This is a genomic window from Aeromonas sp. D3, assembly GCF_027705025.1.
Taxonomy (GTDB): domain Bacteria; phylum Pseudomonadota; class Gammaproteobacteria; order Enterobacterales; family Aeromonadaceae; genus Aeromonas; species Aeromonas salmonicida.
Map to the genome: position 1 here is coordinate 99,828 of NZ_JAPDBE010000003.1, position 26,173 is coordinate 126,000.

General features: G+C 60.7%; 22 protein-coding genes and 1 pseudogene. 16 read left to right on the forward strand and 7 right to left on the reverse strand.

Annotated elements, in window-relative coordinates:
- The first annotated feature begins 45 nt into the window (after nucleotides 1–45).
- From OKC28_RS03340 to OKC28_RS03370, 7 genes are all read left to right on the forward strand, one after another.
- Nucleotides 46–2,421, forward strand: a complete 2,376-nt coding sequence (locus OKC28_RS03340; protein WP_270687377.1) for an MMPL family transporter — start codon at nucleotides 46–48, stop codon at nucleotides 2,419–2,421.
- A complete protein-coding gene (locus OKC28_RS03345) occupies nucleotides 2,418–2,981 on the forward strand; it encodes a DUF3261 domain-containing protein (protein WP_270687379.1) in 564 nt (187 codons plus the stop codon). The genes OKC28_RS03340 and OKC28_RS03345 overlap by 4 nt, the downstream gene beginning before the upstream one ends.
- Nucleotides 2,978–4,159, forward strand: a complete 1,182-nt coding sequence (locus OKC28_RS03350) for a beta-ketoacyl-[acyl-carrier-protein] synthase family protein (RefSeq protein ID WP_270687382.1) — start codon at nucleotides 2,978–2,980, stop codon at nucleotides 4,157–4,159. The genes OKC28_RS03345 and OKC28_RS03350 overlap by 4 nt, the downstream gene beginning before the upstream one ends.
- Nucleotides 4,156–4,617 (forward strand): hotdog family protein, encoded by a 462-nt coding sequence (locus OKC28_RS03355; RefSeq protein ID WP_270687384.1) that lies wholly within the window; start codon nucleotides 4,156–4,158, stop codon nucleotides 4,615–4,617. The genes OKC28_RS03350 and OKC28_RS03355 overlap by 4 nt, the downstream gene beginning before the upstream one ends.
- 9 nt (nucleotides 4,618–4,626) lie before the next feature.
- A complete protein-coding gene (locus tag OKC28_RS03360; protein WP_005317763.1) occupies nucleotides 4,627–5,352 on the forward strand; it encodes a 3-ketoacyl-ACP reductase FabG2 in 726 nt (241 codons plus the stop codon).
- A 91-nt stretch (nucleotides 5,353–5,443) separates the two neighbouring features.
- A complete protein-coding gene (locus OKC28_RS03365; protein WP_005317759.1) occupies nucleotides 5,444–6,670 on the forward strand; it encodes a beta-ketoacyl-ACP synthase in 1,227 nt (408 codons plus the stop codon).
- 129 nt (nucleotides 6,671–6,799) lie between these two features.
- A complete protein-coding gene (locus OKC28_RS03370) occupies nucleotides 6,800–7,177 on the forward strand; it encodes a DUF2541 family protein (RefSeq protein WP_442865738.1) in 378 nt (125 codons plus the stop codon).
- A 36-nt stretch (nucleotides 7,178–7,213) separates the two neighbouring features.
- Here OKC28_RS03370 and mog read toward each other — a convergent pair whose 3' ends face one another.
- Nucleotides 7,214–7,744, reverse strand: a complete 531-nt coding sequence (mog, locus tag OKC28_RS03375; RefSeq protein ID WP_005317752.1) for a molybdopterin adenylyltransferase — start codon at nucleotides 7,742–7,744, stop codon at nucleotides 7,214–7,216.
- A gap of 411 nt (nucleotides 7,745–8,155) precedes the next feature.
- Between mog and OKC28_RS03380 the strand changes: the two genes are divergently transcribed.
- The 7 genes from OKC28_RS03380 to proX all read left to right on the forward strand — a co-directional run bounded on the left by OKC28_RS03380 (nucleotide 8,156) and on the right by proX (nucleotide 14,352).
- Nucleotides 8,156–8,497 (forward strand): DUF3135 domain-containing protein, encoded by a 342-nt coding sequence (locus tag OKC28_RS03380; RefSeq protein WP_270687391.1) that lies wholly within the window; start codon nucleotides 8,156–8,158, stop codon nucleotides 8,495–8,497.
- A gap of 234 nt (nucleotides 8,498–8,731) precedes the next feature.
- Entirely contained in the window at nucleotides 8,732–9,529 is a 798-nt protein-coding gene (locus tag OKC28_RS03385) for a threonine/serine exporter family protein (protein WP_046400741.1), read from the forward strand.
- On the forward strand, nucleotides 9,526–9,993 hold the full coding sequence (locus tag OKC28_RS03390) for a threonine/serine exporter family protein (RefSeq protein WP_005317742.1): 468 nt from the start codon (nucleotides 9,526–9,528) through the stop codon (nucleotides 9,991–9,993). Before OKC28_RS03385 ends, OKC28_RS03390 begins: the two co-directional genes overlap by 4 nt.
- A gap of 24 nt (nucleotides 9,994–10,017) precedes the next feature.
- Nucleotides 10,018–10,512, forward strand: a complete 495-nt coding sequence (gene folA / locus OKC28_RS03395) for a type 3 dihydrofolate reductase (RefSeq protein ID WP_256685164.1) — start codon at nucleotides 10,018–10,020, stop codon at nucleotides 10,510–10,512.
- Between the two features lie 500 nt (nucleotides 10,513–11,012).
- A complete protein-coding gene (gene proV, locus OKC28_RS03400; RefSeq protein WP_017412696.1) occupies nucleotides 11,013–12,209 on the forward strand; it encodes a glycine betaine/L-proline ABC transporter ATP-binding protein ProV in 1,197 nt (398 codons plus the stop codon).
- On the forward strand, nucleotides 12,206–13,357 hold the full coding sequence (proW, locus tag OKC28_RS03405; RefSeq protein WP_021138085.1) for a glycine betaine/L-proline ABC transporter permease ProW: 1,152 nt from the start codon (nucleotides 12,206–12,208) through the stop codon (nucleotides 13,355–13,357). The genes proV and proW overlap by 4 nt, the downstream gene beginning before the upstream one ends.
- A complete protein-coding gene (proX, locus tag OKC28_RS03410; RefSeq protein WP_270687396.1) occupies nucleotides 13,354–14,352 on the forward strand; it encodes a glycine betaine/L-proline ABC transporter substrate-binding protein ProX in 999 nt (332 codons plus the stop codon). Before proW ends, proX begins: the two co-directional genes overlap by 4 nt.
- Before the next feature lie 98 nt (nucleotides 14,353–14,450).
- Here proX and OKC28_RS03415 read toward each other — a convergent pair whose 3' ends face one another.
- Genes OKC28_RS03415 through OKC28_RS03425 form a run of 3 tightly spaced genes read right to left on the reverse strand, consistent with a single transcriptional unit; the run spans nucleotide 14,451 to nucleotide 18,737 of the window.
- On the reverse strand, nucleotides 14,451–15,245 hold the full coding sequence (locus OKC28_RS03415; RefSeq protein WP_270687399.1) for a phosphoadenylyl-sulfate reductase: 795 nt from the start codon (nucleotides 15,243–15,245) through the stop codon (nucleotides 14,451–14,453).
- The gene (gene cysI / locus OKC28_RS03420; RefSeq protein WP_270687401.1) at nucleotides 15,235–16,947 is read right to left on the reverse strand and encodes an assimilatory sulfite reductase (NADPH) hemoprotein subunit; all 1,713 of its coding nucleotides are present in this window, start codon (nucleotides 16,945–16,947) and stop codon (nucleotides 15,235–15,237) included. The genes OKC28_RS03415 and cysI overlap by 11 nt, the downstream gene beginning before the upstream one ends.
- Nucleotides 16,947–18,737, reverse strand: a complete 1,791-nt coding sequence (locus OKC28_RS03425) for an assimilatory sulfite reductase (NADPH) flavoprotein subunit (RefSeq protein ID WP_270687528.1) — start codon at nucleotides 18,735–18,737, stop codon at nucleotides 16,947–16,949. The genes cysI and OKC28_RS03425 overlap by 1 nt, the downstream gene beginning before the upstream one ends.
- A gap of 199 nt (nucleotides 18,738–18,936) precedes the next feature.
- Here OKC28_RS03425 and OKC28_RS03430 point away from each other — a divergent pair.
- Nucleotides 18,937–19,726, forward strand: a pseudogene (locus OKC28_RS03430) (PhzF family phenazine biosynthesis protein).
- 112 nt (nucleotides 19,727–19,838) lie between these two features.
- Here the strand turns inward: OKC28_RS03430 and lysS are convergent.
- Both lysS and prfB read right to left on the reverse strand, forming a co-directional pair.
- Nucleotides 19,839–21,377, reverse strand: a complete 1,539-nt coding sequence (lysS, locus tag OKC28_RS03435; RefSeq protein ID WP_021138091.1) for a lysine--tRNA ligase — start codon at nucleotides 21,375–21,377, stop codon at nucleotides 19,839–19,841.
- Nucleotides 21,378–21,399: 22 nt separating this feature from the next.
- Nucleotides 21,400–22,498, reverse strand: a protein-coding gene (prfB, locus tag OKC28_RS03440) for a peptide chain release factor 2 (RefSeq protein WP_096118696.1) whose coding sequence is annotated in 2 segments (ribosomal slippage) — nucleotides 21,400–22,422 and nucleotides 22,424–22,498 — 1,098 coding nt in all. Because the reading frame shifts where the segments join, the coding sequence is not laid out codon by codon here.
- Between the two features lie 254 nt (nucleotides 22,499–22,752).
- Between prfB and OKC28_RS03445 the strand changes: the two genes are divergently transcribed.
- Nucleotides 22,753–24,624, forward strand: a complete 1,872-nt coding sequence (locus tag OKC28_RS03445) for a methyl-accepting chemotaxis protein (RefSeq protein ID WP_058393897.1) — start codon at nucleotides 22,753–22,755, stop codon at nucleotides 24,622–24,624.
- Between the two features lie 88 nt (nucleotides 24,625–24,712).
- Here the strand turns inward: OKC28_RS03445 and gltS are convergent, their stop codons facing one another.
- The gene (gene gltS, locus OKC28_RS03450; protein ID WP_159167055.1) at nucleotides 24,713–25,912 is read right to left on the reverse strand and encodes a sodium/glutamate symporter; all 1,200 of its coding nucleotides are present in this window, start codon (nucleotides 25,910–25,912) and stop codon (nucleotides 24,713–24,715) included.
- Nucleotides 25,913–26,173: the final 261 nt, after the last annotated feature.

The following is a 26,173-nucleotide window of genomic DNA, read 5'->3' on the forward strand; positions in this document are numbered from 1 at the left end:
TATTGTACCTTGCCACTGCCCTTGGTTTGGCCGGGAGAATCGACCTTGCTGCAATCTGAAACCACCTGGCGTCGGCTTGGCACTATCTGGATCGGTCTCTGTCTTCTGCTGGTGGCCGTGCTGGTCTGGCAGCTGCCCCACAGCCGCATCAACACCAGCCTGATGGATCTGTTGCCCCACGAATCCCGCAGCGATCTGGATCCGGCGTTGCAGCAGGGCTTGCTGCAACAGCTCGATCGCCAGCTGGTCTGGATGCTGAGCCTGCCTGCCGGACAGAACGGGCAGGCGGCGGCCGAGCTGTGGGTAAAACAGCTCGACCAGATAGCGGCCTTCTCCCATATCAAGGGCTATCAGCCCGAGCTGGCCCCCGCCTGGCAGGGCTATCTGCACAGTCTCGCCTGGCAGCGGCTGGATGAAGCGGGCCGGGCCCGGCTGGCGGCTGGCGCCGAGGGCTGGAGCCAATGGGTGCTTGGCCAGATCTACTCGCCCTTTGGCGGCGTTTCCCGCGCCGAGTGGCAGAGTGATCCGCTGTTGTTGACCCGGGCAGGGGTGTTGGCAGAGGCTCGCGGCCCCATGCAACTCAAGGAGGGCTGGCTGGTCAGCCGGGACAAGGCGGGTCGCGACTGGTTCATGGTGCGGGCCGAGCTGGATCTCTCCGCCTTCGATATCCAGCGCAATCAGGGGTTGCTGAGGGTGCTCGACAACGCCGAGCAACGGCTGGCCGAAGCCTATCCCGGTGCCGAGCTGCTGCGCCGTGGCACCCTTTTCTACAGCCAGCACGCCAGCAACCTGGCCCAGCAGGACATCTCCACCATAGGGCTTGGCTCCATGATCGGAGTCATTCTGCTTATCTGGGGCGTATTTCGCTCGACCCGGGCGCTGCTGCTCTCCCTGCTACCCATCTGCGTGGGGCTGATGTGGGGGCTGGGCACTGTGCTCATCCTGTTTGGCGAGATCCATCTCTTCACCCTGGTGATCAGCAGCAGTCTCATCGGCATCGCCATCGACTACGCCATCCATTTCCTGTGCGAGCGACGGTTGCACGGCGGCGACGAGACGCCGCATCAGACCCGACTACAGCTGCTGCCGAGCCTCTCACTGGCGGTGTTGACCACCCTGATCGGCTATGGCCTGCTCTGGTTTGCCCCCTTCCCCGGGCTGCAGCAGCTGGCGGTGTGCGCACTGGCGGGCCTGTTCAGCGCCTTCATCACTGTGCTCTGCCTGTTCCCGCGTTGGTCGGGCCCCCTGCCGACCCGGCCCCTGCGCAGTCAGCCACTGCTGATGGCCTGGCTCAGAGCCTGGCAGCAGCGTCGCCTGGTGCGCATCGGCCTGCCGCTGCTCTGCCTGCTGCTGGCCACCCTTGGCATCAGCCAACTGCAGGTGGATGACGACATACGTCGGCTGCAACCCTTGCCGGTGGAACTGCAGGCGCAGGAGAACCAGATCAAGGCCCTGACCGGTCAGCAGGGGGGCATGCAGGGTTTTTTGGTGACGGGTACGGATGCCGAGCAGGCGCTGCAACGGCTGGAGCGACTGGATGATCAGCTGACCGAGCTTAAAAATAGCGGCGCATTGCGGGACTTTGTCTCCCTCAGCCGCTGGCTGCCCTCGCTGGCGCGCCAGCAGCAGGATGCGGCCGCCATTCGGGCCCTGTTGCCCCGGGTGGTGGCCCGATTGCAAGAGGCCGGGGTGCCAATACCAGCAGGGGGGAAAGGGCCCGCCCGTCAGCCTGACTGGTTGACCCCGGCAGCCTGGCTGGCCAGCCCGGTCAGCGAGGGGAGCCGTCTGCTGTGGCACTCGCTGGAGGATGGCCGCGTCGCCATCTGGGTGCCACTGGTCGGGGTGCAGGACGAGGTCGCCCTGACGGCGCTGGCAGCTGCCGAGCAGGGTATCTACTGGCAGGATCAGCGCAGCGAGTGGAGCCAGTTGTTTGCCCACTACCGGATCAAGCTGGCTGAACTGCTGCTGCTGGCCATCGGCCTGGTGGCCCTGCTGCTCTGGCGGCGGATGGGGGCAGCCAGGGCGTCCCGGGTGCTGCTGGTCAACCTGATTGCTCTCGCCATGGGGCTGGCACTGCTCGCCGCCTGCGGCCAGCCGCTCACCCTGTTTGGTGTGCTGGCGCTCAGCCTCATCTTCGGCATCGGCATCGACTACGGTCTCTTCTTTGCCCACTGTGGCAACCAGCTGGCGCGGCAGAGTTCCACCCTGCTCGCCATCCTGCTGGCGAACCTCACCACCCAGCTGGCGTTCGGCTTGCTGGCGCTGAGTCACACCCCCGCCATAGCGGGCTTTGGTCTGGTGTTGAGCGGCGGTATCTTTACTGCCTTCCTGTTGTCGCCTCTGGTGCTGGACCGCGTGCAACCGGATGGCGCTGTGCGGGAGCCCCAATTGCCAGGGCAGGATAGCCGGGAGCCAACATGACAATAAGATCACTGTTTGTATTACTCATGTTTTTGCTGGGGGGCTGCAGCAGCCAGCCTTCCCCCACCGCCTATCTCGACAAGGGGACCGTCATGGCGCTGCCTGCCCCCGTGCTTGCTACCCCCTTCTATCGCCAGCAGTTGCTGACGGCCACCGTGGGTGAGAGCGCCCATCAGCTGATGACTGTGCTGGAGGCCGATGGCAGCCAGTTGACCCTGGTCGGCTTGACCCCGAGCGGGGTGCGGCTGTTTCGGGGGCGTTACGATCAGCAGGGTATAGCGACTCAGCAGCTGAGCCCGCTGCTCGCCACCGGCATGCCTCCAGTGACCCAGGTGCTGGCGGACGTCATGCTCTGCTACTGGCCACTGGCCAGCTGGCAGCCGCAGCTGCCGCCGGGCTGGACGCTGCGGGACCAAGGGCTGACGCGCCGGCTGCGCTCTCCCGATGGCGCCCTGGTCACCGAGATCGGGTACCAGGACAAGGGCGGCGTACGGGAGCCGGTCAGCCTGCAACAGCATGTATTTCACTACCGTTTGCAGCTGGAGACTCTGTCCCAATGAGTTGTTATATCGCGGCTTACGGCCTCATTTCGGCATTGGGGGAGGGCAGGGATGCCAGCGCCGAGGCCCTGCTGGCCTGGCAGGCAGAGGGGAGCACGCCGCTCACCCGCCACAACCAGACCTTGCTGGATGGTCGCCTGACCCCGGTGGGGCGGGTCGAGGGTGCTTTGCCGGAAATACCGGCGGCGTTGGCCCCTTATGCCTCGCGCAACAACCGCCTGCTGCTGGCGGCGCTGGCGCAGATCCGCCCGGCCCTGGACAAGGCGCTGGCGGAGTTTGGCCCTGCGCGGGTAGGCCTGGTGCTTGGCACCAGCACAGCCGGGATCGGCGAGGCCGAGCTGGCGATCGCCGCCGCCCGGCGGGGGGAGGCAATTCCCCCGGCCTTTGACTATCGCCAGCAGGAGCTGGGCTCTCCGTCCGAATTTCTGGCCCGTTATCTCGACATCTCCGGGCCTGCCTACACCCTCTCCACCGCCTGCTCTTCCAGCGCCCGCGCCTTCATCAGCGGTCAGCGGATGCTGGCGGCCGGACTGGTGGATGCGGTGATCGTCGGTGGCGCCGACAGCCTGTGCGGCTTGACTATCAACGGTTTTGACAGCCTGGAGTCCTTGAGTGGCACCCTCTGCCAGCCATTCGACAACGGTCGACAGGGGATCAACATCGGCGAGGGGGCCGCGCTGTTTTTGCTGAGCAAACAGCCTGCGCCGCTGGCCTTGCTGGGGGCGGGCGAGTCGTCCGATGCCTGGCATATCTCGGCCCCTCATCCGGACGGCGTGGGGGCCGAGGCAGCCATGCAGATGGCGCTGGCTCAGGCTGGTATAGCGCCTGACCAGGTGGGTTACATCAACCTGCACGGCACGGCCACCCGCCTCAATGACGCCATGGAGAGCCAGGCCGTGCATCGCCTGTTCGGGGACAAGGTGCCCTGCAGCTCCACCAAGCCGCTCACCGGCCATACCCTGGGCGCTGCCGGTGCCATTGAAGCTGCGCTCGCCTGCCTGCTGCTGGAGCGGGCCCTGCCGCTGCCGCCCCAAGGGGTCATGACGGCGGATCCGGCGCTGGCACCCATCCGGCTGGTGAGGGGCGCCACTCGGCTTGCGGCACCCCGGGTCCTCTCCAACTCTTTTGCCTTCGGTGGCAACAACGTCAGCCTGCTGTTCGGGAGATCACCCTCATGAATGAGCGCATACCGCTGCCCGCCATCGAGGCCCTGTTGCCCCATCAGGCCCCCATGCTGCTGCTTGACCGCATCTGCACCGTGGATGCGAGCCAGGTGCGCTGCGAGACACGGGTCGGCCCCCGGCACGCCTTGTTGCTCGATGGCGAGGGCAATTTGCCCGCCTGGGCAGGCATAGAGCTGATGGCCCAGACCATAGCCGCCTGGGCTGGCATGCAGGGGCGGTTGCGCGGCGAGCCGGTGCGCATCGGCATGCTGCTCGGTACCCGCAAATATCGCTGCCAGCCCACCCGCTTTGCGGCGGGGGCCCTGCTCACCATAGAGGCCAGCTGCCTGTTGCAAGACGGCGGCATGGCCAGTTTTGAATGCCGGATCCTGCAAGATGGGCAGGAGTGCGCCACTGCGCGCCTCTCGACCTATCAACCCGCACCCGGCGAATTGTCCGATTTGTTAGCGTAAGGAAGCTTCATGATCTCTACCGTATTGGTCACGGGCGCCAGCAAGGGGATAGGCCGCGCCATCGCCCTCAAGCTGGCTGCCGACGGTTTTTTCGTCGTCGTGCACTACCACGGCGACCGCGCAGGTGCCGAGGCCACTCTGGCGAGCCTGCAAGCCGCAGGGGGACAGGGGCGCCTGATCCAGTTCGACATAGCCGATCGTCAGGGCTGCCGCGAGCGGCTGGAAGCCGACATGGCCGAGCATGGCGCCTATTACGGCGTGGTCTGCAACGCCGGCATCATACGTGACGCCGCCTTCCCCGCCCTCACGGACGAGGATTGGGATGGGGTGCTGCACACCAATCTGGATGGCTTCTACAACCTGCTCAAGCCCTGCATCATGCCGATGATTGGCCTGCGCCGGGGCGGTCGCATAGTGACCATCTCCTCGGTTTCCGGCCTGATGGGCAACCGTGGCCAGGTCAACTACAGTGCCGCCAAAGCCGGCATCATGGGGGCCACCAAGGCGCTGGCGCTGGAACTGGCCAAGCGCAAGATCACGGTGAACTGCGTGGCACCTGGCCTCATCGATACCGGCATGGTCGATGCCGAGGTGAAAGAGGAGGCGATGAAACTGATCCCGCTCAAGCGGATGGGGCAGGCCGACGAGGTGGCGGGGCTGGTCTCCTACCTGATGTCGGATATCGCTGCCTACGTGACCCGGCAGGTCATCTCCATCAACGGGGGCATGGTATGACACTTATGCAATGGCTCTCCTGCCTGATGTCGACTCCAACTGGTGCTGTCTCTGTGGCTCGCCAGATCATCTCTGTGAATGGCGGTATGGTATGAAGCGGGTAGTAGTAACCGGCATGGCCGGGGTGACGGCGTTCGGCCAGGACTGGCCAAGTGTGCGGGCAAAGTTGCAGGCGGGACGCAACGCTGTGGTGACCATGCCGGAATGGGCCATCTACGAGGGGCTCAACACCCGGCTGGCGGCGCCCATTACCGACTTTGTGCTGCCTGCCCACTATCCGCGCAAGAAGACCCGGGCCATGGGGCGTGTCTCCCAGCTGGCGACCGTGGCCACCGAGCTGGCGCTGGCGCGGGCCGGACTGCTTGACCACCCTGTGCTGACCGGCGGTCGCACCGGCATCGCCTATGGCTCCTCCACTGGCAGCACGGATCCCATCCGCGCCTTTGGGGTCATGCTCAACGACAAGAGCACTGCCAGCATCACGGCCACCACCTATGTGCAGATGATGCCGCACACGGCGGCGGTCAATACCGGCCTCTTCTTCGGCCTGCGCGGGCGGGTGATCCCCACCTCCAGCGCCTGTACCTCCGGCAGCCAGGGGATTGGCTATGCCTACGAGTCCATCAAGCACGGCTACCAGACCCTGATGGTGGCAGGTGGGGCGGAGGAGCTCTGTCCGTCTGAGGCCGTGGTGTTCGACACCCTGTTTGCCACCAGCCAGATGAACGACAACCCCGAGCTGGCACCACGGCCGTTCGACCGGCAGCGGGACGGACTGGTCATTGGCGAAGGGGCGGGCACCCTGGTGCTGGAGGAGCTGGAACATGCACAGGCGCGTGGAGCCACCATCATCGCCGAGCTGGTGGGGTTTGCCACCAACTGCGACGCCGCCCATGTGACCCAGCCCCAGCAGGAGACCATGCAGCTGTGCATGGAGATGGCGCTGGCCCAGGCAGGGCTGGTACCGGCCGACATCGGCTACATCAGCGCCCACGGCACGGCCACCGAGCGTGGCGACATTGCCGAGAGCCACGCCACTGCCGCCATCTTTGGCGACAAGACCCCCATATCGTCGCTCAAGAGCTTCTTCGGCCATACCCTGGGCGCCTGCGGTGCCGTTGAGGCCTGGCTGTCGCTGGAGATGATGCAGGAGGGCTGGTTTGCCCCCACCATCAATCTGACCGAGCCGGATCCGGCCTGTGCCCCGCTGGATCATGTGGTAGGCAATGGTCGCGCGCTGGCGGTGGACTATCTGATGTCCAACAACTTCGCCTTCGGCGGTATCAACACCTCCCTTATCTTCAAACGCTGGTCCTGAAGCCATGCGTCTTGCCTGCGGGCAGGGTGCCGGTACAGCCTGGGTTTGGTCTGGATGAATTAAGATGCCTCCCATTTTTAGGGAGGCATAATGTCTGTTCCATCTGCTGTTTTCTCTGCTTAACCCCACCTGCGCCGCGGCTTCAATGCGCTCTTGCTGTCGACCCTTTTATTGGCGCTGCCTGCGCCGGCCATGGCCGATGATGACTTTCGGCTGGGCAAGACTCTCTTGCTGGGAGTGGGCGACCATGCCGCCATTATTACCATCATTGTCTGCCGACCTGCCAAGTCCATCATGGTCAAGGCAGGACGGGAATTAACCCTTAACCGGGTCAAGGTGTTTTATGGCAACGACAGCAGCAAGACCCTCACTTTTGACAAGGATCTCAAAGCTGATCAGGAATCGGACTGGAAATCCCTCGGCAGCCGCCTTTGCATCAAGCGGATCGAGGTTTATGGCAATTCGGAGGGGAGCAAGGCCGGGGTCAAGATATACGGCCGCAAATAAGAGATGGACGGGGGTTCACATCCCCCGTCCATTTACCTATTTCTTGGGGCGAAACGGCTTGATCACGGCTTCATCGCACTCGAGATAGGGTCCATCCATGAGGTCGATGCAGTAGGGGATGGCGGGGAAGACCGCATCCAGGCACTCACGGATGGACTTGGGCTTGCCCGGCAGGTTGACGATGAGCGAACTGCCGCGCAGGCCGGCGGTCTGGCGCGACAAAATGGCGGTTGGCACGAACTTGAGGGACTCGGCCCGCATCAGCTCGCCAAAGCCCGGCATCATGCGATCGCACACCGCCTCCGTGGCCTCGGGGGTCACATCCCGCTTGGCGGGGCCAGTGCCGCCCGTGGTGACGATGAGGCAGCACTGCTCCTCGTCTGCCAGCCGGATCAGGGTTGCTTCAATCTGATCCTGTTCATCTGGGATCACCTGATAGACGGGTTCCCATTCAGAGGTCAGATACGCGCCCAGCGTCTCTATGATGGCCTTGCCGGAGAGGTCTTCGTAGATGCCTGCACTGGCGCGATCGCTGACGGTGACGATGCCGATTTTTGCCTTGCTCATGGTCTGCTCTTGGTTGCGCTGAATAAGTGGCAAATAAAATAACATAATCAGTGAGATATGTTAAACGAGGCCAGACATTGGCGAGTGTGGTGCTCAACATCGAGTGCCGAATGAAAAGCAATATTGCAGGTTCCCTTTCAATAAGACATAAGGCCAGGGTGTCGTCGCCATAAAAATGTATAAACAGATTAAGGGGAAATATTCAGGAATAATCGGTTGATCCATAACGAATAAGCCGGTGGCAGCTGGCCGCTGCCGTCATTTTTTGGCGCAATCGGGTTCGAAAGAAGGCTGTATGGATTGAACCAGGCGGGTAATCGTCTTATATAACTTCTTATACGGTTGGTTGAATTATGAGCTGATCGTTGTTGTTTGAGTATCACCATGCAGCGGCTGGCCGCGGGAGGGCATATGGAGTTGCCTGATTTTGATACCTTGAGACGGTTGGCTGTGGCGGAGCCCGAGCGGCTCGACGAGTTGCTGCGACAGCAGATAGAGGGCTTGATCGACCGGGTCAGCCCAGAGCAGCAACAGCGGCTGCGCGGCCTGCAGTTTCGCATCGACTGCCAGCGGAAATTGGCCAAGAACAACATGGACAGCTGTATTCGTATTGCGGCCATGATGCATGACTCCTTTTATTCCATGCGCAGCGAGATGATCCAGCTCAATGCCAATCTCTATGCCGATCAGGCGCCCGTCTATAGGGAAAATAATGTTGTTTCTTTCTTTTATTATTACCACAAGAAGAAATAACGCCCTTCATTAATAATTCAGTTAAATATTATTTTAGATAATATATTCGTTACCAGGTGAGGCTCGCTTGGTGACGTTAATTTATCTGGAGTTATTTGTAATCCATTTGATGTGTTTTAGTGGCGCCAGCTGTTTTATTAAAAATTGATTATTGCCGTGATCGGTGTGGATGAATGGCGCCGACAGTTAGGCTAATATGGCGATACTTTAAATTTGCTACGACTCGAAGGGATTATGAGAAGTATCACACCAAGGCGGGTGCTGTCGCGGGATCAACAGACAGAGATCACCCGCATCATCGTCAAGGCGGGCCAGATGCTGGCCCAGTTCGGGGCGGAGAGCCGCATCATAGAGCAAACCACGGTCCGGCTGGGCATGGCGCTTGGGCTGGAGAGCGTCGAGATGGCCATCTCCTCCAGTGCCATAGTGCTCACCAGCCTCTATCAGGGCAGTTGTGTCACCACTACCCGCCGGGTGCGGGAACATGGTATCAACATGCAGGTGGTGTGCGAGATCCAGCGTATCTGCATCATGGCGGAAAAGGAGCTGATAGGGGCACGAGAGGTGCGTCTGCGGCTCGACGGCATAGTGCCGTTTCATTACCACCCCTGGCTGGTGGTCCCCATGGTGGGGCTCTCCTGCGGCGCCTTCAGCCTGTTGTTTGGCGGTGACTGGCCCATCTTCCTGGTGACCTGTCTCTCCGCTGCCGTAGCGATGCGGGTGCGCCAGCTGATCGCCCGGCATCACCACAGTCCGCTCATCAACTTTGCCGCGACCGGTTTTATCGCCACCTTGCTCTCCTCCAGTGCCACCTTCTTCAACTGGGGCGCCCAGCCCTATCTCGCCATGGCAGCCAGCGTGCTCTTGCTGGTGCCGGGTTTCCCGCTCATCAATGCTGTCTCCGACATGGTGAAGGGTTACTTCAACATGGGGCTTGCGCGCTGGGGCACGGCAACTCTGCTTACCATCAGCGCAGCCATTGGCATCATTCTGGCCATGTCGGTGACCGGTATCTGGGGGTGGAAGGTATGATGGATCTGATCTGGCTACTGGCCAAGGATGCCTTCTGGTCTTCCATTCCGGCCGTGGGGTTTGCCATGTTGTTCAACGTGCCGCCGCGCATGTTGAAGTACTGTGCCATGGGCGGTGCCCTGGCCCACAGCTTGCGTACCCTGCTCATCCATTACGGTATGCCCATCGAGTGGGCGACCCTGGCGGCGGCAACCACGGTCGGCTTTGTCTGTGTCTACTGGTCCCGTCGCCTGCTGGCGCCACGTCCTGTGTTCAGTGTCGCCTCCATCATTCCCATGATCCCCGGCAGTTATGCGTTCAAGACCATGATCGCCGTGGTGGAGCTCAATATCTCGGGGGTGACCATGGAGCTTATCCAGAGCGCGGTGGAGAACGGCCTCAAGGCACTGTTCATCGTGGGGGCCCTCAGTTTCGGTTTGGCGATCCCCTCCCTGGTCGTGTACCGTAACCGGCCCATTATTTGACTGACGCTGTGAGAGGCTGACCCCATGAAGATTTCCATGATTGCTGCCATGGCGCACGATCGCGTGATAGGCCTGGATAACCAGATGCCGTGGCACCTGCCAGCGGATCTGGCCCACTTCAAGCGGGTGACCCTGGGCAAGCCTGTGTTGATGGGGCGCAAGACCTTTGAATCCATTGGTCGGCCGCTGCCAGGGCGGCGCAATCTGGTGATCAGCCGCAATCCCGATTACCAGGCCGACGGGGTGGAGGTAGTCGATTCTGTCGAGGCCGCGTTGGCGCTGCTGGCAAGCGCCGGGAATGTGGACGAGCTGATGGTGATCGGCGGTGGTCATCTCTATGGCCAGCTGCTGCCACGGGCCGACAGCCTCTATCTGACCAGAATCGATCTGGCGGTGGCCGGGGATACCCGCTTCCCCGCCTTCGAAGAGGACGAGTGGCATTGCGTTGAGCGCGAACCCCATGAGCCCGACGAGAAGAATCCTTATCCCTACTGCTTCGAAACCTGGCAGCGGCGCTGAGAGCTCCGGGTCACCGTTGAAAATGAAAGGCCCCCTGTGCTGCACAAGGGGCCTTTTTCCTTGCTGCAACTGGGCAGCCCGAGAGACATATCATCTGTCAGGGCTGCACTTGGCACTTCCTCCTTGCTCCATTTTCTGCCTCTTTTCTCCCCAATCAAATCATTAGGGTTGTAATGATTTTGCAGGTTTTTTCTGTGAGGGGATCACTGCATCCGAGAATCGCACCATAACAGCCCGACTCCATTAGATTTTTCCCTAACAAGGGTGATTAATATATTAGTCATCTAATCAAAAAAGCATGCTGGCATGGGTCATGCTTGTCGATTTGTGGGTTTTTATTGTCAAAAATAAACCATTAAAATCAATGTGCTATGTTTTTATTGTTTTGCATGGACTCTTATGGTTCTTCCGTTTTTGTCAAAAATTGCTTAGTGTAGTAAGTAATTGGTTAGCGTTCGGCGGGTTAATTATCAAGATGCCGACAATAAAAATAGGACAGTATGACAGTCAAACTCGAAGTCAAATCACTCTATAAAATCTTCGGAGAACAGCCGGAGAAAGTCTTCAAATTGCTGGAGAAAGGGCACGACCGCGCCAGCATTTTGAAAAAGACGGGTCAGACCCTGGGTGTGCATGGGGTGGATCTCGCCATCCACGAGGGAGAAATCTTCGTGGTAATGGGCTTGTCCGGTTCGGGCAAATCTACCCTGGTGCGTCTCTTCAACCGCCTTATCGAGCCGACCCGTGGTCAGGTGTTGATCGACGGTGAGGACATCGCCGCCATCTCGGACAGCGAGCTGCGTCAGGTAAGGCGCAAGAAGATCAGCATGGTGTTCCAATCTTTTGCCCTCATGCCTCATCTGAGCGTGCTGGAAAATGCCGCCTTTGGTCTGGAGCTGGCCGGTGTGCCGCTTCTCGAACGCCAGGAAAGTGCCCGCCAGGCACTCAATCAGGTGGGTCTGGGCCAGTGGGTGGACTCCTTCCCCGATGCCCTCTCCGGTGGCATGAAGCAAAGGGTCGGCCTGGCCCGCGCACTGGCCAATGACCCCGACATACTGTTGATGGATGAGGCTTTCTCCGCGCTGGATCCGCTGATCCGCACCGAGATGCAGGATGAACTGCTCAAGCTGCAGGCCAGCCATCAGCGCACCATCGTCTTTATCTCCCACGATCTGGATGAAGCGATGCGCATCGGCGATCGCATCGCCATCATGCAGGACGGTCAGGTGATCCAGGTCGGGACCCCCGACGAGATCCTGAGCCAACCGGCCAACGATTATGTGCGTGCCTTCTTTCGCGGCGTGGATCTGGCCAATGTGTTCAGTGCCCGCGATATCGTCAGTCGCAAGCAGATGCCGCTTATCAAGAAGCACACCACGGATGGGCCGGGCAACGCCCTGCGTCAGCTCAAGGATCAGGAGCGGGAGTTCGGTTACGTGGTGGATCGCAGCCGTCGCTTCCTCGGGGTCGTCTCGGTCGAGTCGCTCGGTCAGGCGGTGAAAAACAAAGGAAGCCTGGAGCAGGCCTTGCTGGCCGATATCCAGCCCATCCTGGGCGACACCTCGCTCAATGAACTCATCAGTCAGGTGGCCTCAGCGCCCTGTCAGGTGCCCGTGGTCGAGGAAGATGGCACCTACCTGGGCCTTATCTCCAAAGCCAACTTGCTGAACACCCTGGACAGGAGTACCCCGGTATGAATATCAAACCCTTTCATCGTCTGCTGACCGGCTTGCTGGCACTCTTGCTGCTGGCGAGTGCCCCCGTCCGGGCCGATGAGGCGCAGGCCGACCCCTGGGGTGCCTCTGCCTCCACGACTGTTGCCACGGATCCCTGGGGCAGCACAGAGACTGAAGCCGCTGACTGGCAGAACCAGATTGAAGCGACGGATACCTCTGCGGCCGTCGACTGGCTGGATCCCTTCCAGCAGGCACTGGTGCCGCTGGATGTCTGGGTGGAGAGCGGTATCGGCTGGCTGGTCGAAAACCTGCGCCCTGTATTTCAGCTGATCCGGGCACCGGTAGAGGTCACTCTCAACGCCATGACCCATCTGCTGCAGACAGTGCCATCCACCCTGATGATGGGGATGCTGGCCCTGATCGCCTGGCAGATGGTCAATGGCCGCATGGCCCTTGGCACCCTGCTCTCTCTTGTCGGGATCGGGCTCATAGGTGCCTGGTCCGATGCCATGGTGACCCTGTCGCTGGTGCTGACCTCGCTCTTCTTCTGCATCCTGATTGGCTTGCCGGTCGGTATTATGCTGGCTCGTAGCGAGCGGTTGTCTACCTGGACCCGACCGCTGCTGGATGCCATGCAGACCACACCGGCTTTCGTCTACCTCATTCCCATCGTCATGTTGTTCGGTATCGGCAACGTGCCCGGTGTGGTGGTGACCGTCATCTTCGCCCTGCCACCCATGATCCGGCTGACCATGCTGGGGATCAGGCAAGTGCCTGAGGATCTGGTGGAGGCGGCCCACTCGTTTGGTGCCAGCCCCTCCCAGTTGCTGTTCAAGGTACAACTGCCACTGGCCATGCCCACCATCATGGCCGGGGTCAATCAGACCCTGATGCTGGCACTCTCCATGGTGGTGATCGCCTCCATGATAGCGGTCGGTGGTCTGGGCCAGATGGTGTTGCGCGGCATTGGTCGCCTCGACATGGGGCTCGCCTCCATCGGTGGCCTCGGCATAGTGCTGCTGGCCATAGTGCTCGACCGTCTGACCCAGGCAATGGGGCAGCGGGATCGCAGCCGCACAGGCCGCTGGTATCAACATGGCCCTGTGGCGCTGCTGATGCGCCTGCGTGGCCGTAGCAAATCTATTGATTACAAAGGAGTAAACGCATGAAACCCATTACCAGGACACTGACCCTGAGCACACTGCTGCTGAACTCCCTGTTGCTGAGTTCTGTCGCCGTGGCCAGTGCTGAATCACCGGGGGAGGGGATCCGCGTTCAACCCTTGCAGAGCTCCCTGCCGGAAGAGACCTTCCAGACCTTGCTGGTCAGCAAGCTGATGGACCGCCTCGGCTATGACGTCCAGCCTGTGCAGGAGGTGGACTACAACGTGGCCTACGCCTCGGTGGCACAAGGCGACGGCACCTTCCTGGCCTTTAACTGGGTCCCGCTGCAAAACAACAAGTACGAGCAGGCTGGCGGCGACAAGGTGTTCTTCCGCCAGGGCACCTATGTATCGGGGGCCGCCCAGGGTTATCTCATCGACAAGAAGACGGCAACCCAGTACGGCATCACCAATCTGGGTCAGCTCAAGGATCCCAAGCTGGCGGCGCTGTTTGACGGCGATGGTGACGGCAAGGCGGATCTGGTGGGCTGCAACCCGGGTTGGGGCTGTGAAGAGGCCATCAATCATCATCTGGATGCGTTTGGTTTGACCCCGACCGTCACTCACAAGCAGGGCAACTACGCGGCCCTGATCGCCGACACCCGGGCCCGCTATCAGAGTGGCAAGCCGGTGCTCTACTACACCTGGACGCCTTACTGGCTGAGCAGCGAGCTGGTGCCGGGACGTGACGTTGTGTGGCTGGAAGTCCCTGCCAATGCCAAGGATGCGGACAAGACCCGTTTGCCCAATGGCAAAAACTACGGCTTCCCCGTCAACTCCATGCACATCGTCGCCAACAAGGGGTTTGCCGAAGCCAATCCGGCGGCCGCCAAGCTGTTCAGCATCGTCAAGCTGCCCCTCAATGACATCAATATCCAGAACGGGCTGATGAACAAGGGTCAGAACACCCAGGCGGATATCGAGCGCCATGTGATGGCCTGGCTCAAGGGACACGAAGCCCAGGTCAACGACTTGTTGACTCAGGCTCGCGCCGCCAAGTAAGCGGATAATCAGGGCGCGCCTTCACGCGCTGAATATCACCCATAAAAGCGCCCGGCAGTTGCCGGGCGCTTTTTTATTGTCAGAATCCTGAAGAGGGATCAGATACCTGAGCCGTCGTGCTCGCCGCTCTCTTCGTGCAGGCCGCACTCGCGCTTGAGGCCGAAGAAGCGAGTCTGCTCCTCGCTCATGCCCGGCTCCCACTTGGTGGTGGTGTGCACGTCGCCGACCGAGAGGTAGCCTTGCTCCCACAGTGGGTGGTAGGGCAGGTCGAACTCCTTGAAGTAGTAGAAGACGTCCTTGTTGCTCCAGTCGATGACAGGCAGGAACTTGAAGCGACCGCGCTGGATGGCCAGCACTGGCAGCTTGCCACGGCTGCCCGCCTGCTCCCGGCGCAGGCCGGAAAACCAGGTCTGGGCCCCCAGCTCGCTCAGGGCGCGGTCCATGGGTTCCACCTTGTTGAGCTGGTTGTAGCGGGTGATCCCCTCCACCCCCTGCTCCCACAGGAGGCCGAAGCGTGCCTCCTGCCAGGCCGGTGACAGTTCTGCCCTGTATATCTTCAGATTGAGCGCCAGCCGTTCGGTCAGCTCATCGATAAAGCGGTAGGTCTCGGGGAAGAGATAGCCGGTATCGGTGAGTACCACGGGTACGTCGGCCCGCTCGCGGCTTACCAGGTGCAGCATCAGCGCGGCCTGAATGCCGAAGCTGGATGACAGTACATGTTCCCCCGGCAGATTGGCCAGTGCCCAGCGCACCCGCTCGGGGGCGCTCATGGTGTCCAGCTCCCGGTTGAGGGGGGCCAGCGCCTCGGTCTGCTCTTCACGGCCGAGGGTCAGCAGGGCTTGCAGGTCAAGACGGCCATCTTCAGTGACATTAAGCGGCAGATTAAGCAGCATAGAAGTCCCTCGCTGAGTCGATAACGGGCGCAATCACCCCAACCCGGATCACGAAGTCACCGAAGCACTCCGCCGCATTGCGTTCGGCAGCCCAGCGGCCGATCAGTCGATCCAGCTCGGCCAGGATCTGCGGCTCAGTGATGTTCTCCTGATAGAGGCGCGGGATACGGGTCCCTTCCAGATTGCCACCCAGGTGCAGGTTGTAGCGGCCCGGTGCCTTGCCCACCAGACCCACTTCCGCCAGCATGGCGCGGCCGCAGCCATTGGGGCAGCCGGTGACCCGGAAGATGATGGCGTCATCCGCCAGTCCGTGCTTGGTGAGCAAGCCCTCGATGTCGGTGACAAACGCCGGCAGCATACGCTCGGCCTCGGCCATCGCCAGCGGGCAGGTGGGCAGGGCCACGCAGGCCATGGATTGCTTGCGCTGCTCGCTCACGCCGTCATCCAGCAGGCCGTATTGACGAGCCAGGACTTCAATGCGCGCCTTCTCGCCAGCGGGGACGCCGGCGATGATGAGGTTCTGGTTGGCGGTCAGGCGGAAATCCCCCTGGTGGATCTTGGCGATTTCCAGCATGCCGGTCTTGAGCGGCTTGCCCGGGAAGTCCAGCAAACGGCCATTCTCGATAAAGAGGGTCAGGTGGTGCTTGCCATCGATCCCTTCGACCCAGCCGAAGCGATCGCCACGGCTGGTGAACTCATAGGGACGACTCTCGGCGAAGGGGATACCTGCGCGGTTCTCCACCTCGGCCTTGAACGCCTCGACACCGACCCGTTCGAGGGTGTACTTGGTTTTGGCGTTCTTGCGGTTGACCCGGTTGCCCCAGTCACGCTGGGTGCTGACCACGGCGGCGGCCACCTCCAATACGTGGGAGAGGGGAATAAAGCCAAAATCACTCGCTTTGCGCGGGTAGGTGCTGGTGTCGCCGTGAGTCATGGCGAGACCCCCGCCCACCAGCACGTTGAAGCCCACCAGCTTGCCGCCTTCGGCAATCGCCACGAAGTTGAGATCGTTGGCGTGGATATCCACGTCGTTGTGGGGCGGGATCACCACTGTGGTCTTGAATTTACGCGGCAGGTAGTTGGAGCCCAGGATCGGCTCCTCGTCCCCACCCAGCTTCTCGCCATCCAGCCAGATCTCCACGTAGGCTCGGGTCTTGGGCAGCAGGTGCTCGGAGATTTTTGTGGCCCACTCGTAGGCTTCCTGATGCAGTTCAGACTCCACCGGATTGCTGGTGCAGAGCACGTTGCGGTTCACGTCGCCAGCGGTGGCGATGGAATCTATGCCGGTGCTGTTGAGGGTCTGGTGCATCAGCTTGATGTCGCGCTTCAATACTCCGTGGAACTGGAAGGTCTGGCGGGTAGTGAGGCGGATGCTGCCATACAGGCTGTGCTCCTCGGCGAACTTGTCGATCACCTGCCATTGGGCCGGGGTGATGATGCCGCCCGGCAGACGGGCGCGCAGCATGACGTTGTGCAGGGGCTCCAGCTTCTGGGCGGTACGCTCCGGGCGTATGTCTCTGTCATCCTGCTGATACATGCCGTGGAAGCGGATCAGCTGGAAGTTGTCGCCGTTGAAGCCACCGGTGAGCGGGTCTTGCAGATCCTGCTCTATGGTGCCGCGCAGAAAGTTGCTCTCGCGCTTGAGGCGCTCGTTGTCGGCCAGCGGTCCTTCCACTGGCCCCGGAATTGTTTGCTTGCTCATCAATAGACATCCCTTTGATAACGTTTGGCACGACGCAATTCGCTCAAATACTCTTCTGCTTCCTCACGGCTCTTGTGGCCATGATCGCTAATCACATCCAGCAGGGCTTCCTGCACATCTTTCGCCATGTGGTTGGCATCGCCGCACACATAGAAGTGAGCACCTGCTTCCAGCCACTGGTAGAGCTCCAGACCCGATTCACGCAGTCTGTCCTGCACATAAATCTTGTTGGCCTGATCCCGGCTGAAGGCCAGCGAGATCTTCGACAGCAGGCCCGATTTCACATAGCGCTGCCACTCCACCTGATAGAGAAAGTCCTGGGTGAAGTGGGGATTGCCGAAGAAGAGCCAGTTCTTGCCCTCGGCCCCTTGTGCCTCGCGCTCCTGCATAAAGGCGCGGAAGGGGGCTATGCCGGTGCCCGGTCCCACCATGATGACGGGGGTATCGGGATTGGCCGGCAGGCGGAAGTTGTCATTGTGCTCCACAAACACCCGTACCTCGGCATCTTCGGCCAGCCTGTCCGCCAGATAGGAGGAGGCGGCGCCACTGCGCACAGTGCCATCTTCTTGCGGGTAGCGCACCACGCCAACGGTGAGATGCACCTCCTCTTCCACTTCGCTCTGGGCGGAGGCGATGGAGTAGAGGCGAGGGGTGAGGGGGCGCAGCAGGCCAGTCAACTGCTCCGCGCTGAGTTCGGTCGGGAAGCGCTTGAGCACATCCACCACCTGGGCTGAGGCCACCAGGGCATTGACCTGGGCCTTGTCACCGGCCAGGTCTTTGAGCGCTGCGTTACCCGAGATCTCTGCCAACCCCGTGATAAAGCCGCCGTGCAACCGGGTCAGTTCCAGATTGCGGGTGAGCACCTCGCGCAGGCTGCCATGGGCGGTGGCTTCGTCACCACTGCGTCCGGACAGGGCCAGCACTTCCCCCACCAGGTCGGCGTCGTTGTCGAACCAGACCCCGAGGGCATCCCCAGGTTGATAGGTCAGCCCAGACTCTTCGAGGCTGATCTCGATATGGCGGATATCCTTGGTGGAATCGCGGCCGGTGATCTTCTGATTCACCGACAGGCGGGCCGGGAAGGGATTGGCCTTGTCGTACTGACTGTGACCGACAGCCGCTTGCACCGCCCCCGCCACGCTGCTGGTGGCAACCCCGGCAGAAAGCGTGGCGGCAATGGCATTGATCGCCTGCTCGCCCCAGGCCTTGGCGGCATCCTGATAGTCCACATCCAGGCTGGCAAGCTCATGAATGCGATCGGCGCCCGCCTTGGTCAGCAGGCTGTCAAAGTCCTGACCTGTCTGGCAGAAAAATTCGTAGGAGCTGTCGCCCAGCCCCAGCACGGCGAACTTGAGCCCCTCCAGTTTGCCAACCTTGCCCTTCTTGAGCTGCTCGAACAGATCGACGGCACTCTCCGGTGGTTCACCCTCCCCGTAAGTACTCACTACCACCAGCAGGTGGGTCTCTTTCTTGAGCTGTTTGGGTTTGTAGTCCGCCATGGAGGTGAGGGTCACCGGCAGGCCGCGGGCCTGCGCCTGCGCCTGGATGGCACTGGCCACGCCTTTGGCATTGCCGGTCTGGGATCCGTAGAGAATGGTCAGGCTGCCGCCGGGCGCTGTCACTGCACCCGTTGCCGCCACTGGCTGGCTGCCCGCCTGGGAGAGACCGTAGAGATAACCGCTCACCCAGACCAGTTGCTGGGTATTGAGGGTTGATAATGCCTGGTTCAGCTGACGTTGTTGTTCATCAGAGAGGGGGGCCAGATTGGTCAGGGAGTCCTTCAATTGCATCACACGCGTCTTCCATGGTCTGATTTTTGGTCAGGTTAAGGGGTGTGATGGATAACAACAAAGAATAAAAATGTCTTTTTTATTCTATTAATGCATTAAAACCCCAGGGGATCCTGGCTTGAGCCTGCTCGGGCTGCGCCCTGTTTCATGGTATAAACGGCGAAGAATGAGCCCCGTCGTGACGTCACAGGAAAAACGAATGCCGACTATCAGACTGTTTCATGTCAATGCCTTCAGCCAGCAGCCTTTTGGCGGCAACCCGGCCGTAGTGGTGCTGGGGCCGGCCCAGCCTGATGCGCGACTGCAGGCCATGGCGGCCGAGTTCAACCTGTCGGAGACCGCCTTTCTCACACGGGCAGGGGCGGCGTGCTATCAGCTACGCTGGTTTACCCCTCAGGTCGAGGTGGATCTCTGTGGTCACGGCACGCTCGCTGCCGCCCACGTGCTGTGGCAGACCGGGGAGGTGGCCCCTCAGGAGGTCATCCGCTTCGAGACCCGCAGCGGCGTCTTGCTGGCCCGGCGCGAGGGGGAATGGATCCAGCTCGACTTCCCGCGGATCCCGCTCACGCCACTGGTGCTGGACCCGGCTTACGAGTCTGCGCTCGGCTGTACGCCGCGGCAGACCCTGGCGGCCGGTGCCAAGTTCCTGCTGGAGCTTGAAAGCGAAGAGGAGGTGAGGGGGCTAGTACCGGATTTTCATGCCCTGCGTGCCCTGCCTGGGCGGGGACTGATGGTGACGGCCCCGTCCAGCAGTGCAGGCGATGACTTCGTTTCCCGTCGGGGTGGATGAGGATCCCGTCACCGGCTCCAACCACTGCGCTTTGGTGCCCTTCTGGGCCGAGCGACTGGGCAAGAGAGAGCTGCGGGCTCGCCAGATCTCGGCGCGCTGTGGGGAGCTGAAGCTTGTCCTGCAGGGGGATCGCGTCTTGATGTCGGGTCAGGCGTTGACCCTGTGGCAGGGGGAGTGGCTGCTGCCATCCACTCTGTAAGGTACAAGCGTGTGCCCCTCTATGTTCGCCATAATGTTCGCCATAAAAAACACCCCGCAGTTGCGGGGCGTTTCGTTGCCATCGAGTCACAGGTCTGGCCTGTACTCTGAGCTTATTTCTGTTGCGGGCGCAGGGCCGGGAACAGGATGACGTCACGGATGGTGTGGCTGTTGGTGAACAGCATCACCAGACGGTCGATACCGATACCCTGACCGGCAGTGGGCGGCAGGCCGTGTTCCAGCGCAGTGACGAAGTCGGCGTCGTAGAACATGGCTTCGTCGTCACCGGCTTCTTTCTGGTTCACCTGATCCTGGAAGCGCTTGGCCTGGTCTTCCGCATCGTTCAGCTCGGAGAAGCCGTTGGCCAGTTCGCGGCCACCGATGAAGAATTCGAAGCGGTCGGTCACGTCCGGGTTCACGTCGTTGCGGCGCGCCAGCGGAGAAACGGCTGCCGGGTACTCGGTGATGAAGGTGGGTTGCAGCAGCATGTGCTCTACCGTCTCTTCGAAGATGGCGGTGATCACGTGGCCCAGCTCCCAGCCCTTCATCAGCTCGATGTGCAGACGCTTGGCAACCGCCTTGGCGCTCTCCAGGGTAGCCAGATCCGCCGGGGTCACATCCGGGTTGAACTTCAGGATGGAGTCCACCATGGTGAGGCGCTGGAACGGCTGACCGAAATCGATGGTCAGACCCTCTTCACCCTCTTTGGCGTAACGGATCTTGGTGTCACCCAGAATGTCCTGGGCCAGGGTGCGCAGCAGCTCCTCGGTCAGGTCCATCAGATCGATGTAGTCGGCATAGGCCATGTAGAACTCGATCATGGTGAACTCGGGGTTGTGACGCACCGAGATACCTTCGTTACGGAAGTTGCGGTTGATCTCGTACACGCGCTCGAAACCACCGACCACCAGACGCTTCAGGTAAAGCTCGGGGGCGATACGCAGGTACATGTCGATGTCCAGCGCATTGTGGTGAGTGACGAACGGACGCGCGGAGGCACCACCCGGGATGACCTGCATCATGGGGGTTTCCACTTCCATGAAGCGCTTGTCGTTGAAGAACTTGCGGATACCGGCAACCACTTTGGTGCGGATCATGAAGGTCTTGCGGGACTCTTCGTTGGCGATCAGATCCAGGTAACGCTGGCGGCAGCGAGCTTCCTGGTCGGTCAGGCCCTTGTGCTTCTCGGGCAGCGGACGCAGTGCCTTGGTCAGCAGGCGGATGGTGGAGACGTGTACCGAGAGTTCGCCTGTGTTGGTACGGAACAGGGTCCCTTCCACGCCGACTATGTCACCCAGATCCCACTTCTTGAACTGCTCGTTGTAGAAGCCTTCCGGCAGATCATCACGGGTCACGTAGATCTGGATCTTGCCAGCCATGTCCTGCAGGGTGGCGAAAGACGCCTTGCCCATGATCCGGCGGGTCATGATGCGACCGGCAATCTTCACCTGTTTACCCAAGGCCACCAGCTCTTCGGCGCTCTTGTCGCCAAATTCGGCATGCAGATCGCCAGAGAGGCTGTCACGACGGAAGTCGTTGGGGAAGGGGTTGCCCTGGGCGCGCAAGGCGGCCAGCTTGGAACGACGCTCCGTCATCTCGTTGTTCAGTTCGAGAGTGTGGTCGACTTCCGGAGTTGTGGTTTGTTCAGACATGGTGATTCCTGCTGTTCTGTTTTTACAGGCCTGATTTCAGGCTAGCTTCGATAAACTTGTCCAGGTCGCCGTCGAGTACCGCTTGGGTATTGCGGGTTTCGACGCCGGTGCGCAGATCCTTGATGCGTGCATCATCCAGCACATAGGAACGGATCTGGCTGCCCCAGCCGATATCGGACTTGGTCTCTTCGAGGGCTTGCTTCTCAGCGTTCTGCTTCTGAATTTCCAGCTCGTAGAGCTTGGCTTTCAGCTGCTTCATACACTGATCTTTGTTTTTGTGCTGGGAACGATCGTTCTGGCACTGTACCACGACACCGGTCGGGATGTGGGTGATACGTACCGCAGATTCGGTCCGGTTGACGTGCTGACCACCGGCGCCGGAAGCGCGGTAGACGTCGATCCGCAGGTCGGCCGGGTTGATCTCGATGTCGATGTCATCATCGATCTCGGGATAGACGAATACGGAACAGAATGAGGTGTGGCGACGGCCACCCGAGTCGAACGGTGACTTGCGAACCAGACGGTGGACGCCGGTTTCGGTACGCAACCAGCCGAAGGCATACTCGCCGGTGAACTTGACGGTGGCGGACTTGATGCCGGCCACGTCGCCGTCAGAGAGCTCGATAAGCTCCGGCTTGTAACCGTGGGCATCGCCCCAGCGCAGGTACATGCGCAGCACCATGTTGGCCCAATCCTGGGCTTCGGTACCACCTGAGCCGGACTGTATGTCGATGTAGCAATCGGAGCCGTCGTGCTGACCGGAGAACATGCGACGGAATTCGAGGTCCACCAGCTTGGTTTCAAGTACATCGGCTTCGGCCACGGCTTCGTTGAAGGTATCTTCGTCTTCCCCTTCCACCGCCAGGCTCACCAGCATCTCGACGTCTTCGGCACCCTGGGTCAGGGTGTCAATGGTGCCGACCACGTTCTCCAGGGAGACGCGCTCCTTGCCCAGCGCTTGTGCGCGCTCGGGCTCATTCCATACGTCCGGCTGTTCCAGCTCGGCGTTGACCTCTTCTAGACGCTCTTTCTTGGCGTCATAGTCAAAGGTACCCCCTAAGAAGCTCTGTCCTCTCAGACAGCTCCTTAAGTTTGTTTAATACAGGATTGACTTCAAACATCGTGAAAACTCTCGGGGTCGATGTGATTTAAAAACGGGATATTCTAGCCAATTGTGGAAGGAATAAACAGGGTCGCCTCTTCTTGTGCGCATCCGGTAGTCAATTTCTGGTGCAGTTTTCCCCAACTCGGTGGAAAATATCGTCCGCAGACTCATTTGCAGGTTCAGTTTTCGCCTGCCAGGTCGCTAATAACTACGCAGTGCTGTGCACTCTTTTGGGAAATCCGGTTCCTGACCTCATAAGAAGAAATCATGATGAAAAACCTATCACTCAAGCAGAAGATACTCTTGTCGGTGGTGATCGCCTTGTCATTGGTGATCCTGCTGCTCTCCTGGCAGAGCTATACCAGCCAGAAGTCCCTGTTGCTGCAAGGCAGTCAGGAACAGGTGCAACGATTGGGCAGCCAGCAGGCAGCCAGCGTCAGTGACTGGCTCTCTGCCCGTCGCGACGTGATCCAGGCCCTTGGTAACAAGGCCAGTGCAGAACCCCTCAATGCCCTGCAACAGGCGCAAGTGTCGGGTCGCTTCCAGCTCACCTACTTCGGTGAGGGTAATGGCAAGATGAACGACTCGGATCCTTCCATCAACCGTAGCGGTTATGATCCGCGCTCTCGTGGCTGGTATCAGGAAGCCATGAGCAAGGGCGGCCTCATTGTGACCAAGCCCTATCTGGACGTTGCCTACAACATCATGGTGGTGACGCTGGCCCAACCGGCTCAGGGCGGCGTGGTCGGTGGTGACCTCTCCATCGCATCCCTGGTAGAAGACATCACCAAGATGAAGCTGCCCGCCGACGGTTTTGCCATCATGATGCACAAGGATGGTACCGTCATCGCGTACAAGGATGCAGCCAAGGCGATGAAGCCGGCCACCGAGATCGACAACGATCTGACCAATGCCCTCATCGATCAGAGCAAGGCTGGCAATACCCTGATCCCTGCCTACTTTGACAGCGAAGGCCGTGACAAGCTGCTGATGGCAGTAGACATCCCGGATACCGACTGGGAACTGGTACTGGTGCTGGACAAGGCTACCCTGGAGGCACCGCTCTCCTCCTTGCTGATGACCCAGCTCGGTCTGGCCCTGCTGGTGCTGGTGGGCAGCATTCTCGCCATCTCCTGGCTGGTCAGCCTGTTGCTCGGCCCGCTCACCAAGGTCTCCCAGGCCCTGGCCCGCATCGCCGACGGTAACGGTGATTTGACCCAGCGCATCAAGATCGACGCCAACGACGAAGTGGGCCAGCTGGCCAACAGCTTCAACCGTTTCGTCGGCAGTCAGCATCAGCTGATAGCCAACATCCGCAAGCTGGCCAACGAGCTGAACGCCGATGCCGAGCGCAGTCTGGTGACCAACCAGGCCTCGGTGGACGAGCTGCAGCGCCAGCAACAGGAAGTGACCATGGTTGCCACTGCCGTCACCGAGATGGCGAGCGCCACCATGGAGATCGCCGGCAATGCCGAGAGCACGGCCGCCGCCGCCCAGCAATCCGCCCAGAGCAGTGAACAGGGCAAGATGCTGGTGAATCAGACCCGCCAGTCCATCAACGGTCTGGCCGAAGAGGTGGGGCAGGCGACCGCCGTGATCGGCGAGCTGAGCCGTCACGCCCAGGCCATTTCCGGTATCCTCTCCACCATTCAGGGCATTGCCGAGCAGACCAACCTGCTGGCGCTGAACGCGGCCATCGAAGCGGCCCGTGCCGGTGAACAGGGTCGTGGTTTCGCCGTGGTGGCGGACGAAGTAAGGGTGCTGTCCCGTCGTACCCAGGATTCCACCCAGGAGATCCAGTCCACTATCGAGACGCTGCAACAGACCACTGCCCGTGCAGTCAGCCTGATGCAGACCAGCCAGGGCCTGGCCGACAACAGCGTGAAAGACGCCGATGCCGCCGCTGCCGCGCTGGAAGAGATCACCCAGGCCGTGTCGCTTATCTCCGACATGGCGGGTCAGATCGCCACCGCTGCCGAGGAGCAGACCCAGGTGACTGGCGAGATCACCCAGAACACCACCGCCATCAAGGATGTGAGTGACGAGATCACTGCCGCCGCCATGCGCGATCTGGATCAGGCCCATCGCCTCAAGGGTCGTGCTACCGACCTGAACCAGCAGGTGTCGACCTTTATCCTGTAAGACTCAGGGTTGCAGCCTGTCCGGGCTGAAATGAAAAAGCCCCGCACTCGGCAGAGTGCGGGGCTTTTATTTTGTGGTTGTGGCGTGCTTACAGGAAAGGCAGGGCCATAAACAACTTGATCACCATGGCGTTGATGATGTCGATGAAGAAGGCACCCACCATGGGCACCACCAGAAACGCCAGGTGGGACGGGCCGAAGCGCTGGGTAATGGCCTGCATGTTGGCAATGGCGGTCGGGGTAGCCCCCAGGCCGAAGCCGCAGTGGCCTGCCGCCAGCACGGCCGCGTCATAGTTGCTGCCCATGACCCTGAAGGTGACGAAGATGGCGTAGAGCGCCATCGCCAGCGTCTGGGCGACCAGCAAAATGAAGATGGGCAGAGCCAGACTCGCCAGATCCCACAGCTTCAGGCTCATCAGCGCCATGGCCAGAAACAGCGACAGGCTGACGTTGCCGAGCAAAGAGACTTCCCGATCGCTCACTTCGTGCCAGTTCAGCAGGGTCAGCAGGTTGCGCAGCAGCACGCCGACAAACAGCACGCAGACAAAGACCGGCAGCTCGAAGGCGCCGCCCTTGAGGTAGGCGGAGAGCATTTCGCCCCCTTTCAGGCTGATGGCGATCAGTGCCAGGGTCTCGATCAGGCTGAAGGTGGTGAGCGGGCGTTCCATGTCGGGCATCTCGAAGCCCCGTGGTGCGTCGTCCTTGTTGTGCTCCTCGCCGGGCACCTGCACTTTTTTCACCAGATAGCGTGCCACCGGGCCACCGATCAGGCCCCCCAGTACCAGGCCGAAGGTGGCACAGGCGATGGCAAGCTCGGCGGCGGATTGCACCCCGTACTTCTCGGAGAAGGTGGCGCTCCAGGCCGCACCGGTACCGTGGCCGCCGGAGAGGGTAATGGAACCGGCCAGCAGTCCCATGTGCGGGTCCAGCCCGAGCAGGGTCGCCAGACCCACCCCCAGGCTGTTTTGCACCAGCAGCAGGCCGGTCACCACCATCAGGAAGGTGATCACCGCCTTGCCGCCGCGCTTGAGGCTGGCAAGATCGGCGGAGAGACCGATGGAGGCGAAGAAGGCCAGCATCAGCGGAGTTTGCAGGCTGGTATCAAATTGCAGTTCCACCTGCAGGGTGGAGCGCAGCAACAACAACACCAGGGCGACCACCAGGCCGCCAGCAACCGGTTTGGGGATGTTGAAGGTGCGCAGCAACCCGACGCGGGTCACCAGCACACGGCCGAACAGCAACACCAGAGTGGCTGCGACCAGGGTGGCGTAGGAATCAAGTTGTAACATTCAGTACTCCCATGTTGATTGGCTGTGTCTTTCGCTGATGAAGACTCAGAGATTCAGCCGGGATAAAAATCAGGGTGGCTCAGGTGCCAACAAAGAAGGGGCTGCAAGCCCCGGTCCCATGCAGAAATGGGATCGATGCGGGCCTGAATTGATCAGGCATCCAGATGAGATTTACGAAAAATCCGCCGGATAGTAGCAAAAAACACCACTTAAATCCATATTTGTCATATAAGTAGCCTTGGTGTGTGTTTGTTGCAACAT